Source organism: Bradyrhizobium sp. 191, assembly GCF_023100985.1.
In the GTDB taxonomy this organism is placed as follows: Bacteria; Pseudomonadota; Alphaproteobacteria; order Rhizobiales; family Xanthobacteraceae; genus Bradyrhizobium; species Bradyrhizobium diversitatis.
In genome coordinates, this window is record NZ_CP064692.1 from 3920845 (window position 1) to 3935332 (window position 14488).

11 protein-coding genes are annotated in these 14488 nt (G+C 65.2%); 6 read left to right on the forward strand and 5 right to left on the reverse strand.

Annotated elements, in window-relative coordinates; genetic code table 11:
- Positions 1 to 207 precede the first annotated feature (207 nt).
- Entirely contained in the window at positions 208 to 1125 is a 918-nt protein-coding gene (locus IVB23_RS18230; RefSeq protein WP_061882507.1) for a sulfite exporter TauE/SafE family protein, read from the forward strand.
- A complete protein-coding gene (locus IVB23_RS18235; RefSeq protein ID WP_247804525.1) occupies positions 1122 to 1892 on the forward strand; it encodes a TIGR02186 family protein in 771 nt (256 codons plus the stop codon). The genes IVB23_RS18230 and IVB23_RS18235 overlap by 4 nt, the downstream gene beginning before the upstream one ends.
- Positions 1893 to 2009: 117 nt before the next feature.
- Here the strand turns inward: IVB23_RS18235 and IVB23_RS18240 are convergent, their stop codons facing one another.
- On the reverse strand, positions 2010 to 2921 hold the full coding sequence (locus tag IVB23_RS18240) for a DMT family transporter (protein WP_247804527.1): 912 nt from the start codon (positions 2919 to 2921) through the stop codon (positions 2010 to 2012).
- Positions 2922 to 3020: 99 nt separating this feature from the next.
- Here IVB23_RS18240 and IVB23_RS18245 point away from each other — a divergent pair, with 99 nt between their 5' ends.
- Complete coding sequence (locus IVB23_RS18245; RefSeq protein WP_247804529.1) at positions 3021 to 3884, forward strand: LysR substrate-binding domain-containing protein; 864 nt, start codon at positions 3021 to 3023, stop codon at positions 3882 to 3884.
- A gap of 23 nt (positions 3885 to 3907) precedes the next feature.
- Here IVB23_RS18245 and IVB23_RS18250 read toward each other — a convergent pair whose 3' ends face one another.
- Complete coding sequence (locus IVB23_RS18250) at positions 3908 to 4153, reverse strand: hypothetical protein (protein ID WP_061882510.1); 246 nt, start codon at positions 4151 to 4153, stop codon at positions 3908 to 3910.
- Positions 4154 to 4358: 205 nt separating this feature from the next.
- Between IVB23_RS18250 and IVB23_RS18255 the strand changes: the two genes are divergently transcribed.
- Both IVB23_RS18255 and IVB23_RS18260 read left to right on the forward strand, forming a co-directional pair.
- The gene (locus IVB23_RS18255; RefSeq protein WP_061882511.1) at positions 4359 to 6875 is read left to right on the forward strand and encodes a glycogen/starch/alpha-glucan phosphorylase; all 2517 of its coding nucleotides are present in this window, start codon (positions 4359 to 4361) and stop codon (positions 6873 to 6875) included.
- 225 nt (positions 6876 to 7100) lie between these two features.
- The gene (locus tag IVB23_RS18260) at positions 7101 to 7916 is read left to right on the forward strand and encodes a thioesterase family protein (protein WP_197968567.1); all 816 of its coding nucleotides are present in this window, start codon (positions 7101 to 7103) and stop codon (positions 7914 to 7916) included.
- A 234-nt stretch (positions 7917 to 8150) separates the two neighbouring features.
- On the opposite strand, the gene IVB23_RS18265 is transcribed toward IVB23_RS18260, so the two are convergent.
- The 3 genes from IVB23_RS18265 to IVB23_RS18275 all read right to left on the reverse strand — a co-directional run bounded on the left by IVB23_RS18265 (position 8151) and on the right by IVB23_RS18275 (position 13461).
- Positions 8151 to 9767 (reverse strand): phosphoenolpyruvate carboxykinase, encoded by a 1617-nt coding sequence (locus IVB23_RS18265; protein WP_061882513.1) that lies wholly within the window; start codon positions 9765 to 9767, stop codon positions 8151 to 8153.
- Between the two features lie 285 nt (positions 9768 to 10052).
- On the reverse strand, positions 10053 to 12647 hold the full coding sequence (locus IVB23_RS18270; protein WP_247804531.1) for a tetratricopeptide repeat protein: 2595 nt from the start codon (positions 12645 to 12647) through the stop codon (positions 10053 to 10055).
- Between the two features lie 64 nt (positions 12648 to 12711).
- A complete protein-coding gene (locus IVB23_RS18275) occupies positions 12712 to 13461 on the reverse strand; it encodes a DUF2470 domain-containing protein (RefSeq protein WP_197968565.1) in 750 nt (249 codons plus the stop codon).
- 245 nt (positions 13462 to 13706) lie between these two features.
- Here IVB23_RS18275 and IVB23_RS18280 point away from each other — a divergent pair, with 245 nt between their 5' ends.
- A complete protein-coding gene (locus IVB23_RS18280; RefSeq protein WP_008542552.1) occupies positions 13707 to 14408 on the forward strand; it encodes a response regulator transcription factor in 702 nt (233 codons plus the stop codon).
- Positions 14409 to 14488: the final 80 nt, after the last annotated feature.

The following is a 14488-nucleotide window of genomic DNA, read 5'->3' on the forward strand; positions in this document are numbered from 1 at the left end:
TCCCCAGCCCTCCCCCGCAAGCGGGGGAGGCAGCTCACCTGGGTTGTGCTGACGATCGCGATATCACCACGCACACGCCCATTCACCACGCGCGAAGTTCCCGGTCCCGCCCGCAGGCAAAGTCCGCTATTGAGGGGCGCGGCAATCGTTCCGTCCTTTCCGCGAGCATTCCGCGTTCGTCGATCCGTCTCGCCGGTGCGTGGTTCAATGCAGCTCTACCTTCCGATCGCCGATCTTCCGGTCAACGTCTTCCTGGTGCTCGCCATGGGCGCCGCGGTCGGCTTCGTCTCGGGCATGTTCGGAATCGGCGGCGGCTTCCTGATGACGCCGCTGCTGATCTTCATCGGCATCACGCCGGCGGTGGCGGTCGCTTCCGTCGCGAGCCACATCGCGGCCTCGTCCTTTTCCGGCGCGCTCTCATATTGGCGGCGGCGCGCGATCGATCCGGCGCTGGCGAGCGTGCTGCTCTGCGGCGGCGTCACCGGCACCACGCTCGGCGTGTGGGCCTTCACCCAGCTGCGCGCGCTCGGCCAGCTCGACCTGATGATCGCGCTGTCCTACGTCGTGCTGCTCACCACGGTCGGCAGCCTGATGTTTTCCGAAGGCCTGCGCGCCTTGATGCGGACCCGGCGCGGCGCGCTGCCGCCGCGACGCAGCCACAACTGGATCCACGGCCTGCCGCTAAAGATGCGGTTCAAGCGCTCGAAGATCTATCTCTCGGTGATTCCGGTTGTGGTGGTCGGCATCGTGATCGGCTTCATCGGCGCCATCATGGGCATCGGCGGCGGCTTCATCCTGGTGCCGATCATGATCTATCTCTTGAGGGTGCCGACCTCGACGGTGATCGGGACCTCGATGGTGCTGACGCTGGTCACGATGTTGTTCGCGACCATGTTGCACGCGGTGACCAATCACCTCGTCGACGCCGTGCTGGCGCTGATCCTGATGGTCGGCGGCGTCACCGGCGCACAGTTCGGCGCCCGCGCCGGCCAGAAGATCCGCGGCGAGCAGCTGCGGTTGCTGCTCGGCCTTTTGATCCTCTCGGTCGGAATCCGCTTTGCGATCGAGCTGGTGATCCAGCCCTCGGATCTCTTCACCATTCGCGAGCTGGGAGTGAGCGGATGACGCGCACGCTTCTCGCAATCGTTCTCGTCCTGCTGCTCGGCGGCGCCGCGCGGGCCGAGCGGCTGATCGTGTCGGTCTCCAACCACCGCGTCACGGTCACACCGAACTATTCCGGCGAGGAGCTGGTGCTGTTCGGCTCGGTCGAGAGGGACGCCACGACGCCCGCCGACCGCACGGCTTACGATCTCGTCGTCACCGTGAGGGGCCCGCGCGCCGACATGGTGACACGGCGCAAGGAGCGCACCTTCGGCATCTGGATCAACACCGACTACCGGCAGTTCCTGCAGGTGCCGAGCTATCTCGCGCTGTTCGCCAACCGTCCCTTCGACGCCATCACCTCGCCCGAGATCGCCCGGCGGCAGCAGATCGGGCTCAACAACGTGCTGCTGACGCAGCGGGTCGGCGGCGATTACGCCGACGTGGTGCCGAACGATGCGTTCCGCTCGGCCTTCATTCGCTTGCGCACCCAGCGCGGCCTCTATCGCGAGGACCCGAGCGCGGTGACGTTCCTGACGCCGACGCTGTTCCGCACCGGCATTCCGCTGCCCGGTGAGGTGCCGATCGGGACCTATGAGATCGAGATCAAGCTGTTTGCGAACGGCGCATTCATCGGCAAGACCGAGACCGCGTTCGAGATCGTCAAGATCGGATTCGAGCAGTTCGTGGCCACCACGGCGCGGCACAACGGGTTGCTGTACGGTCTTGCCACAGTGGCGATGGCGCTGATGACGGGCTGGATGGCGTCGATCGTGTTCCGGAAGGATTGAGCCACACACTCCGTCATTGCGAGCGCAGCGAAGCAATCCAGGCTGCCTCCACAGAGAGATTCTGGATTGCTTCGCTGCGCCCGCAATGACGATTGTGGAGATAGCGAAGCCTTCAACTCACGACGCCGCCTTCGCCGGCCGCGTCACCAGATAGATGCCGAGCGCGACCGGAATGATGCCGAGCAGGTCCGGCGCCTCGACGTGCTCGCCGAGCACGAGGAAGGCGAACAGCATGCCGAGCGGCGGCATCAGGAAATGATAGGCGCTGGCGGCGGTGGCGCCGCACACCTTGAGCAGGTGAAACCAGAGCCAATAGGCGAGGATCGAGCCGCCGAGCACGAGGAAGGCGAAGGCGCCGATCAGGCTCGGCGTATAGTCGACCGCATGGATATCGGCGAAGGTGAGCGCGACCGGCGTCAGCACAATGCCCGCGGCGAGGTTCTGCACGCCGTTACCGATCCACAATGACCCCTTCGGCGCCAGCAGCTTGAACAGGATGGTGCCGGCCACGAGCGAGGCCAGCGAGGCCAGCGTGAAGACGATGCCGTGCAGGGAATCGGTGCCGACCGAGAGGCGGTGCCAGACGATCGCCGTCATGCCGAGCACGCCGAGCAGGAGGCCGCTCGCCTTGCGCCAGGTCATGCCTTCGCCGAGCAGGATCGCGGCGAGCGCCGCCGTGAACACCGGATTGGCCGAGACGATCAGGCCGCCGAGACCGGCGGAGACCGATTGCAGCCCGGTATAGCCGAGGCCGAGATAGAGCGCGTTGTTGGCGATGCCGATCACGGCGAAGATGGCGGCGTCGCGCCAGGACAACGACCAGGCCTCGCCGCGGATCAGCGTGGCGCCCAGGATCAGGATGCCGGCGAGCGAGAAACGCGCGGCGAGCAGGAGCAGCGGCGGGCAATGGGTGACCCCGATCTTGCCGGCGACGAAGGCGTAGCTCCAGAGCAGGCAGAACAGGCCGATGGCGAGCGGCAGCGTGTTGAAACGGCTGGGGGCTGCGGGAAGCGAGGTGGCGAGCGACATGAGGGCATTCTCCAGAATGCCCTCATCTAGAGAGGCCGCTTGTCATTTGGAAATTAAATGATTAACTCCATATCAGTGGATTTTCCAATGGAGGCCGGCATGCTCGATCTGGAGCTCCTGCGCAGCTTCGTCTCGGTGGTCGAGGCCGGCGGCTTCACCCGCGCCGGCGCCCGCGTCCACCGCACGCAGTCGACCGTGAGCCAGCAGATCAAGCGGCTGGAGGAGGATGTCGGCCAGCTGCTGCTGCACCGCGACGGCAAGGACGTGCGGCCGACCGAGGCCGGCGAGCGGCTGCTCTCCTATGCGCGCCGATTGCTCTCGCTCGCCGAGGAGGCGCGCGACGTGCTGCGCCAGCCTGACAGCGAAGGCGCGATGCGGCTCGGCATCCCCGAGGATTTCGCGGCGTACCGGCTGCCCAGATTGCTGGGTGCGTTCTCGCGCTCGCATCCGGGGCTGCGGCTCGACGTGCGCGCCGACCAGAGCAAGCACCTCGCCCGCGATCTCGAACGCGGCGAGCTCGATCTTGCGCTCTACAAGCGCGAGGCCGGCGGAAAGGACGCGATCGCGGTATGGCCCGAGCGCGTGCACTGGGTCACCAGCAAGAGCCATCCGGTCGACGTCGCCGTGTCGTCGGTGCCGCTGATCGGCTTTCCGCTCGGCTGCCTCTATCGTGCCGGCGCCATCCACGCGCTGGAAAGCGCCGGCCGCGCCTGGCACACCGCTTATACGTCATCGAATCTCGCCGGCATCCAGGCCGCCGTCGCCGCCGGCATGGGCTTGAGCATCCTGTCGGAGATGTCGATCCAGTCGGAGCACCGCGTGCTGACGGCGAAGGAAGGCTTTGCGCCGATCAACAAGACCGAGCTCGCACTGATGGCTTCGCCGAATGCGAGCCCGGCAACGCTGCAGCTTGCGAATCGTCTCGCGGAGTTTTGCGACACGGTGCAGACGAAGGCGGCTTGAGTCCGCCGGACCTCCGACGGCTTTCAATTCGCCGCGGACAGCAGCTTGTCGCCGCACGCATTTGCGTAGAACTTGCCGCCGCATTGGCGCTTGATCGCGGCGCAGCGGGCTGCGGGCGACGCGTTCTGCGGGACCGTGAATCCGCAACTGAGACCGTCGGCGCTGCGACCGGATTTGCCAGCGGCAAAAGCCGCGCCGGAGGCGCCGATGCAGACGACGAGCAGGGCCGCAGCGGCGATTTCGATCGGCAGTCGCGTCAGCAGTCTCATGGGGTGTTCTCCACACTGATGGCTGAATCTTTCGTAATCTAGCACGGAAATCCCGGTTTCTCCGTGCTCGCCCGGGTTCCCAATTCGGCCCGTTCCTTGCATAAATTTGCGCCAGCGCAGTGCACCAGCGCACGGGCGGCAGTTCCGGTGCAAGGGCAGGACGCGTAGATTGGTAAGAGTTCTTTCGACCCAGGAAGTGACGGCTTTGCAGGATTCATCGTTCCAACCCAGTTCTCCGGCCCCCGGACAGCCCATCGACGAACTCGCGCTGGCTGAGATCAAGGGCGCGATCCTGGCAAAGCTGCGCCTTGCCATCGGCAAGGACGCGGGCATGGCGACGAAACACGACTGGTACCAGGCCGCGGCGCTGGCGCTGCGCGACCGCATCGTGCATCGCTGGCTGACGGCCGAGAAGCACAGCTACGATGCGGGACGCAAGCGGGTCTATTATCTCTCGCTCGAATTCCTGATCGGCCGCCTGTTCACCGACGCGCTCAACAACATGGGGCTGCTGAAGATCTTCGAGGTCGCGCTCGGCGATCTCGGCGTCTCGCTGCCGGAGCTGCGCAAATGCGAGCCGGACGCTGCGCTCGGCAATGGCGGCCTCGGCCGCCTCGCCGCCTGCTTCATGGAAAGCATGGCGACGCTGTCGATTCCCGCGATCGGCTACGGCATCCGCTACGATTACGGCCTGTTCCGCCAGATCATCAACCAGGGCTGGCAACAGGAATATCCCGATGAATGGCTGAGCTTCGGCAACCCCTGGGAATTGCAGCGGCCCGAGGTGATCTACGACGTCAATTTCGGCGGCGGCGTCGAGCATGTCGACGACAAGGGCCGCGACCGCGCGATCTGGCATCCGGGCGAGACCGTGCAGGCGATCGCCTATGACACGCCGATCGTCGGCTGGCGCGGCCATCACGTCAATGCGCTACGCCTGTGGTCGGCGCGCTCGCCCGATCCGTTGAAGCTCGATGCCTTCAACAAGGGCGACTATGTCAGCGCCAGCGCCGAGCAGTCGCGCGCGGAGGCGATCTGCAAGTTCCTCTATCCGAACGACGAGAGCCCGGCGGGCCGCGAGCTGCGGCTGCGCCAGGAATATTTCTTCGTCTCCGCCTCGCTCCAGGACCTGGTGAAACGGCATCTCGCCTCCGACGGCCAGCTGCGCAACCTCGCAGGCAAGGTCGCGGTGCAGCTTAACGACACCCATCCGAGCCTTGCCGTCACCGAGCTGATGCGCATCCTGGTCGACCTCCACAATTTCCGCTGGGACGAGGCCTGGAAGATCACCGTCGCCACCCTCTCCTACACCAACCACACGCTGCTGCCCGAGGCACTGGAGACCTGGCCGGTCGAGCTGTTCGAGCGGCTGTTGCCGCGGCATCTGGAGATCATCTACCGGATCAACGTGCAGCATCTGGCGCTTGCGGAGGCGCGCTGCCCCGGCGACATCGACTTCCGCGCCTCGGTCTCGCTGATCGACGAGAAGAGCGGCCGCCGCGTGCGCATGGGCCAGCTCGCCTTCGTCGGCTCGCACCGCATCAACGGCGTCTCGGCGATGCATTCAGACCTGATGCGCGAGACCGTGTTCCACGATCTCAACCATCTCTATCCCGGCCGCATCACCAACAAGACCAACGGCATCACCTTCCGCCGCTGGCTGATGCTGGCGAACCCGAAGCTGACCGACCTCTTGCGCGAGACCTGCGGCGAGGCCGTGCTCGACGATCCCACTCAGCTCTCGCTGATCGAGGCGCGCGCCAGCGACGTCGAGTTCCAGAAGAAATTCCGCAGCGTCAAGCACCACAACAAGACTCAGCTCGCCCGCCTGATCGGCGAGCGGCTCGGCATCAAGGTCGATCCGAGCGCGCTGTTCGACGTGCAGATCAAGCGCATCCACGAGTACAAGCGCCAGCTGCTCAACGTCATCGAGACGGTCGCGCTGTACCAGGCGATCAAGGACGACCCCAACGGCAATTGGGTGCCGCGGGTGAAGATCTTCGCCGGCAAGGCGGCGGCGAGCTACCGCTACGCCAAGCTGATCATCAAGCTGATCAACGACGTCGCCGAAATCGTCAACAACGATCCCGCGATCGGCGGCAAGCTCAAGGTCGTGTTCCTGCCCGACTACAATGTCAGCCTCGCCGAGGTGATCATTCCCGCCGCCGATCTGTCCGAGCAGATCTCAACCGCGGGCATGGAAGCCTCGGGCACCGGCAACATGAAGCTGGCGCTGAACGGCGCCATCACCATCGGCACGCTCGACGGCGCCAATATCGAGATCCGCGACCATGTCGGCGCGGAGAACATCGCGATCTTCGGCATGGAGGCCGGCGACGTGATGATCCGGCGCAAGCAAGGGCTGGATGCCTCCGACGTGATCCGCCGGTCGCCGAAGCTGCAGCGCGCCATCAATGCAGTCGGCGCCGGCGAGTTCTCGCCCGGCGACCCCGGCCGCTTCGAATCGATCGCGCATGCGCTGCGCTATCTCGACCATTACATGGTCAGCGCCGATTTCGATTCCTATTACGAGGCGCAGCGCGCGGTCGATGCGCGCTGGCTGGTCTCGTCGGCCTGGACCCGCGCCTCCATCCTCAACGTCGCGCGTATGGCGTGGTTCTCCTCCGACCGCACCATCCGCGAATATGCCGAGGAAATCTGGAACGTGCCGGTGAACCCGACGACGCCGCTGCTGCCGGATCTGCGCGACGCCGCGGGCTGATTTTCCGCGGCGTGAAACGGCGTTTACCTGCGAGGTTATTGCATCCTTCGCGCGGGATGATGATATGATCGTTATCATCCCCAAGGCGGCGCCGGTGACACGCCGCAGCAACCTCGACCAGCGTCATTGCGAGCGCAGCGAAGCAATCCAGAATCTTTCCTAGGAGACAGTCTGGATTGCTTCGCTGCGCTCGCAATGACCGGCGGGGAGACACCGAGGATTCCAATGCACGCCAAGCTTCCCCACCCCTTCGACGACGCCACGCGCATCACCGCCGGTGACAGCAGCTGGCAGGGGCACACCAGCGATGACTACTGGGCCTTCGTCGGCCCGTTCGGCGGCGCCACCGCCGCGACCATCTTGCGCGCGCTGATCGAGCATCCGCAAGCCGCCGGCGATCCGCTCGCACTCACCGTCAACTACTGCGCGCCGATCGCAAAGGGGCCGTTCGATCTCGACGTGCGGCTGGTGAAGGCCAACCGCTCCAGCCAGCACTGGAGCGTCGAGCTCAGCCAGGGCGGCGGCGAGGTGGCAACGCTCGCCACCGCGGTGTTCGCCGAGCGGCGCCCGTCCTGGGAACACCGGGTGGCGCAATATCCGGACGCCAGGCCGTTCGAGCAGACGCTGCCGTTCCCGAAGATCTCGGCGTCCTGGGCCAACCAGTACGAATTCCGCTTCGTCGAGGGCGAGATGCGGATCGGCCCGCCGCAGCCCGAGCTCGCCAGCACCTACTCCAAGATCTGGATCAGCGACCGCACGCCGCGCAAGCTCGACATGCTGTCGCTGATGTCGATGTCCGATGCCTTCTTCGGCCGCATCTTCCACGCGCGCCGCGAGCTGGTGCCGTTCGGCACGGTGTCGCTGACGACCTATTTCCACACCGACAGCGCAGAGCTCGCCACTGAAGACATCACGCGCGTGCTCGCGACGGCGGATTCGAAGATCATGCACAAGAGCTACGCCGACCAGAACGCCGAGCTGTGGTCGCCGAACGGCAGGTTGCTCGCGACGAGCACACAGATCGCGTATTTCAAGGCGTAGCCACACTCGTCGTCCCGGACAAGCGCAGCGAAGCGAAGCGCAGATCCGGGACCCATAGCCACAGGAAGTGGTTTGACGAAGACTCGGAGTTGCCAGCTCGCGCAACAACTTCTCCCTGGGGTTATGGGTCCCCGCCTTCGCGGGGACGACACCGAGGGTGCGGTTCGCTCTGGCGACTCCAAACAAAAAGGGCGGCCATTCAGCCGCCCTTTTGCATTGAAGACGGAGCAACGATTACTCCGCCGCCAGCTTCACCTCCGGCGCGGCGGCGCGTACCTCGGCGTCGACCTGGGCTTCGAACTTGGCAAAGTTCTTCTGGAACATGCCGACCAGGGCACGGGCGGTCTTGTCGAACTCGTCCTTGTCCTTCCAGGTGTTGACCGGGTTGAGGATCTCGCTCGGCACGCCCGGCAGCGCGGTCGGGACCGCGAAGCCGAAATATTTGTCGGTGCGGAATTCGACGTTGCGCAAGCTTCCGTCGAGCGCGGCGGTGAGCAGCGCGCGCGTCACCTTGATCGGCATGCGGCTGCCTGTGCCGTACTTGCCGCCGGTCCAGCCCGTATTGACCAGCCAGCAATCGACATTGTGCTGGGCGATGAGGTCACGCAGCATGTTGCCGTAGACGCTGGGGTCGAGCGGCAGGAAGGGCGAGCCGAAGCAGGTGGAGAATTCCGGCTGCGGCTCGTTGCCGAGACCGCGCTCGGTGCCCGCGACCTTGGCGGTGTAGCCGGAGAGGAAGTGATACATCGCCTGCGCCGGCGACAGCTTTGCGATCGGCGGCAGCACGCCGAAGGCGTCGGCGGCGAGCATCACCACGTTCTTCGGCTGCGGCGCGCGGCCGGTGCGCGAGGCGTTCGGGATGAACTCGAGCGGGTACGCCGAACGCGTGTTCTCGGTCTTGGAGCCATCGTCGAAATCGACCACGCGGGTGTCTTCGTCGAGCACGCAGTTCTCGAGCACCGCGCCGAAGCGGGTCGAGGCCGCATAGATCTCCGGCTCGGCCTCCTTCGAGAGCTTGATGCACTTGGCATAGCAGCCGCCCTCGAAATTGAAGACGCCGTTCGGGCCCCAGCCGTGCTCGTCGTCGCCGATCAGCGTGCGGTTGGGATCGGCCGACAGCGTGGTCTTGCCGGTGCCCGACAGGCCGAAGAAGATCGCGGCGTCGCCCTTGGCGCCGACATTGGCCGAGCAGTGCATCGGCATCACGCCGCGCTCGGGCAGATAGTAGTTCAGCGTGGTGAAGACCGACTTCTTCATCTCCCCGGCATAATAAGACCCGCCGATCAGGACGATCTTGCGGGTGAAATCGATCGCGACCACGTTCTCCGAGCGCACGCCGTGGCGTTTAGGATCGGCGCGGAAGCTCGGCATGTCGATGATGGTGAGCTCCGGCACGAAGGTCGACAGCTCGATCGCCTCGGGGCGGATCAACAGGGTGCGGATGAACAGAGAGTGCCAGGCGAGCTCGGTGAAGACGCGCGTCTTGATCCGGTAGGCCGGGTCGGCACCACCGTAGAGATCCTGCGCAAACAGCTTCTTGCCTTCGGCGTGCTTGAGGAAGTCCTGGTAGAGCGTTTCGAACTGCTCCGCGGTGATCGACTGGTTGCCGGCCCACCACATCTTCTTGTCGGTGGTGGCGTCACGGACCGTGAACTTGTCCTTCGGGCTGCGGCCGGTGAACTCGCCCGTGTCGGCGCAGAGCGCACCGTCAGCGGACAGCACCGCCTCACCCGCTGCGAGCGAGTATTGATAGAGTTGCGGCGCACGGAGATTCCAGTGCAGCTGCTTGAGATTCCTTAAGCCGAATTTGTCGGCGCCGAAGGCACCGTTGCGCACGCCCGTCTCTTGCACGAAAGAATCCTCCTAGAACCCGCGACACTCAGCGCGACAAGTTTGGCGCCACCACGGTCACCTTGATCAATGGGCCGTTCAGCCTCGGCTGAACGACGTAATAATCATGAACGCTGGCCTTGCCAAGCTGATCCCGCAGGATTTGGTTTATTCAAGGACCGCGCCAAACGTCACGCATGTCAGCTCTGAGCAGCCGCGGCAAAAAAGTACGAATGATCGCGCAACCAAACGTGCATTTGCGCGTTACTCGGGGTTATTGCGATGCACAATCGCCGCGGCGCAATCTCACCTGACCTCACCTTCGCCGATCAGTGCGAACGGCCCCCACATCGCGGGATAGGCATTGCGCGGCGACGAGGCGTCGTCGAGATAGGTTAACATCGCACGGCGCAAGGCTTCGGCACGACCGATCCTTGGTTCGTTCTTGAGCAGCGCGAACGTCGATGTGGTCAGGCGGGTGGCAGCTTCCGAATCCACGGCCCAATGCGAAACCAGCAGCGCGCGGGCACCTGCATAGAAGAACGAGCGCGCCAATCCCGACAGCGCCTCGGCGCCGGGCTTGTCGCCCGCAATGGTGTTGCAGGCCGACAGTACCACCCAATCGGCGTTGAGCCTGAGCTGGGCCACTTCACTCGCGGTGAGCAGACCATCGTCGAGCTCCGACGGCTGATCCGGGATGGAGAGTGCAAGCGAGGGCTCGCCCAGTCCCTTGACGTCGCCGGCAACGAGGCCGTGGGTGGCAAAGTAGATGATGCCGTATTGGGCAAGCGCTGCACGCTTCAGCGTCGTTTCGCTGGCATCGCGTCCGAGATGGATATCGGCCGCGGCGGCGCCGACGTCCCTCGCCACCGCATTCAGCTCGTCGGCGGTGTCGGGCAGCTGCGGCAGCGCCTGCGCCAGCCGCGCGCGATCGACGCCTGCGCCGCGCCAGAACTCGGCATAGGCCATCGTCGCGATGCTGCGCGCGGCGATCTTGCTGCTCGCGGTGCGCCGGTCGGCAGGACCTTCGGCTGCAGGGTTGAACACGGGATCGCCGAAACCGGTCATCGGCTTGACGCCGTGGTCCCTGCGGGCAAAGCCGCGCAGCGATTTCAGGCTGATCACCGACGGCAGCACCGAGACGGCCTGCCGCCGCAGCAGCCAGGCGGCATCGCGATAGCCTTCGGGCCTGTCCGGAATCGCCGCCTGCGGCTTCTCCGTGACCAGCAGATGAAACGGCAATGCGGTCAGCGCGGCCGACGGTACGACCAGCAAGCTGCGCTTGTCCTTCGTCAGCGCCTCGACCGGGCCGAGCAGCGCGGCATAGAGCTCGCTCGCAAGCGCAAGATCGAACAGTCCCGATTTGCCGGAGGCATCAAGCGCCTTGCCGACATCCAGGCCGCTGCGGAAGGCGGCCACCTTCTGCGCCAGCGCATCCGCTCCGAGAGAAATCTCCTTCCAGTCGACGCCCTCGCGCGTGATCGCGACGACATGGCTCTGACTGTCGACGACGGAGTAGATCACCATCGCCTCGTCGGCCGAGAGCAGCGGCTGGATCTCCTTCACCGTCAGAGGCAGCGGGTTGGAGAGCGAGGCATAGTCGGGAAACTCGACAGCGAGCGTCTTCTGCAATCCATTGCGCGCGCTCGCGATCGCCGCGATCCGCGCGCGGCTGCGCTGCTCGGCCGCGACGTCGCGCTGCGCGGGCGGCTTCGACACCGCGGCGACGATCGCCTTGTCGAGCGCGTCAGATTCGGCCGCAAGATCCTGATCCTTGCGCACGAGCTCCGCGAGCCGGTCGCTGCCGGCAGCGAGCCGCACCGCGAGCTTGTTCACGGCGGAGGCGGCGGACGATTGCGTGCCGCGCTGGATCGCACCGAGCGCGTCATCGAGCGCCCTGTCGTTCGTCAGTAGCGATTGCTGCCGCGCTGCGAACAGGATCGGCAACACCACACGCAGCTGGGCACGATTGGCGGCGAGCGTCTTCTGCGCGAATGGCAGAGCGTCCGCAGTGCGTCCCGTCGCCTGTAGGAAATGGGCGAGATTGCTCGCGGAAGTCGCGACATCGGGATGATCCGGTCCGAGTGCACGCTCGCGGATCGCCAGGGCGCGACGATAAAGCGGCTCGGCCTCGGCATGGCGCTTCTGGTGCTGGTAGAGCCCGGCAAGATTGTTGAGCGAGCGCGCGACATCGGGATGTTCCGGCCCCAGCACCTTTTCGCGGATCGCGAGCGAGCGCTTGATCGGAGCTTCGGCATCGGCGTCGCGATGGAGGTCGCGATCGACCTGACCGATGTTGTTCAGGACGGTCGCGACCGCGGGATGCTCGGGCCCGGCGGCTTTCTGATAGATCGCAAGTGCACGCCGGAACAGCGGCTCGGCGTCGGCAAAGCGCTCCTGCTTCACATAGAGCGCGGCGAGATTGTTGAGGGCCCGGCCGACATCGGGATGCTCGCGCGACAGGCTCTTTTCGCTGACCGCGAGCGCGCGCTTGAACAGCGGCTCGGCTTCAGCGAAGCGGCCCTGCCGTTGATACAGCGCGGCGAGATTGTTCAGCTCGGGCGCGATCAAGCCGGTGTCGAGGCCGAGCGACTTCTCCATCAGCGCGATGGCGCGCTTGTAGACCGGCTCGGCCAGATCGTCGCGGCCCTGGCCGGCATGGACCTGGCCGAGATTGTTGAGCGCGGCGGACAATTCGCGACCGTCGTTGGCCTTCTCCAGGCTCGCGACCATGGCCTGCGCCAGGGGCAACGCTTCCGCATATCTGCCGGCCTGATTGAGCGCGTTGATCCGCGCCCCCTGTGCGGCGAGATCGCCCTTCTGGGCGAGGGCCGGGGTGGCAAGCAAGATGGTGATCGCGAGCGCCAGACCCACGGCCCATGCCATACGATGACGCGCCATGACCCCTCTCGCTGCAAGCCCGAAAACCATCACGGTCATGGGTCGCAGCGACGGGTCGCGGCGTTCAAGTCGTTGCGCTCTGGTCCATCTTCATGCGCGCTTCGCCAGCGAGGCGGACCAGCATCTTGCGCAAGCCCGTGCCATCCGTCACCCGCTCCGGGAAGTCCAGCCGCAGTGTGGTCTGGCCGTCCTGCATGTCGAGGCCCTCGGGGTCGCAGCCGGTGCAGCGCCAGTCGCCCTCGGCGGCGTCGAGGAGCTTCGTTGCATAGAGGTTCATGGTGTCGCGATGGTCGGCATTCATGTGCTCGACGGCGCCCTCTTCCGCCGCCAGCAGGTCGTCGGCGCCCGTGAGGTCCGTGAGAAACTGATCGGGCCTGAGGTCGACGATCCGGCCGAAGCCGGCAACCAGATGGGTCCCCGTGGGACGGATCCGGAAGAAGGCGAAATCCTTAAACGAAACAAAGCCCTCCGCCGATGGATGGGCACTGAGATACCGTCGCCGCACCAGATCCTTGTCGCTATCGGCCTCCTCCGCCCGGCCGGACAGCATGATCCGGGCGCCTTCTAGGGGATCGCCGGCCACGCGCTCGTCCAGCATCAGCGAGACCCGGTTGTCGGCGAGGATGTTCCTTGTGTGCACGGCGAGGCGCGAGATCAGCAGGATCGGCGATCCATCGGGGTGGCTGGCGAGATTGACCAGGGAACAATAGGGATCGCCGCTGCCGGTCATCAGCGTCGCCAGAGCCCCCTGCCGGGACCGCCGCAGCAGCGATTTGGCGAGCTTTCCGGGGTCGAAATCGGGAGTCGGCTGCATCGGCTTTCTCGGGTCAGGTGGTTGCATGAAGGGCCTTCTTTCGGGTAAACGAGAGTCCGGTTATGGGTCGAGATGCGGCGAATCTGCCGCGTTTCGTGGAACTTGGTCACACTTCAGCCCAGCTTGCATTGCTCGGTGACAAGGTTCGAACGCCAACTTCGGCACCCATGTATGTATGCGGCGCATCACTGGATTGCTCGCCGTTTCAAGCCACGACCCAAACGGAAAGCAGAAAGCAGAGGCTCATGCCCACAATCGCTTTGGTCGACGACGACCGCAACATTCTCACATCTGTCTCGATCGCGCTGGAAGCCGAAGGCTACCGCATCATGACCTACACCGACGGCGCCTCCGCGCTCGACGGTTTCCGCACCACCCAGCCCGATCTCGCCATCCTCGACATCAAGATGCCGCGCATGGACGGCATGGAGACGCTGCGCCGCCTGCGGCAGAAATCCGACCTGCCCGTGATCTTCCTCACCTCCAAGGACGAGGAAATCGACGAGCTGTTCGGCCTCAAGATGGGCGCCGACGACTTCATCCGCAAACCGTTCTCGCAGCGCCTGCTGGTCGAGCGCGTCAAGGCCGTGCTGCGCCGCTCGGCGCCGAAGGACCCGACCGTCGCGCCGAAGGAGAACGACGCCAAGGCGCTCGACCGCGGCCTGCTGCGCATGGATCCTGAACGCCACACCTGCACCTGGAAGAACGAGCCGGTGACGCTGACCGTCACCGAATTCCTGATCCTGCAGGCGCTCGCGACCCGGCCCGGCGTGGTGAAGAGCCGCAACGCGCTGATGGACGCCGCCTATGACGACCAGGTCTATGTCGACGACCGCACCATCGACAGCCACATCAAGCGGCTGCGCAAGAAGTTCAAGGTGGTCGACAACGAGTTCGAGATGATCGAAACGCTCTACGGCGTCGGCTACCGTTTCAAGGAAGCCTGAAGCGGCTGGCACCCTTCACGAAGATCGATGTCATCTCCGGTTCTCGTTCCATCGGGACCAGGATCGCTCTAGGATGCGGG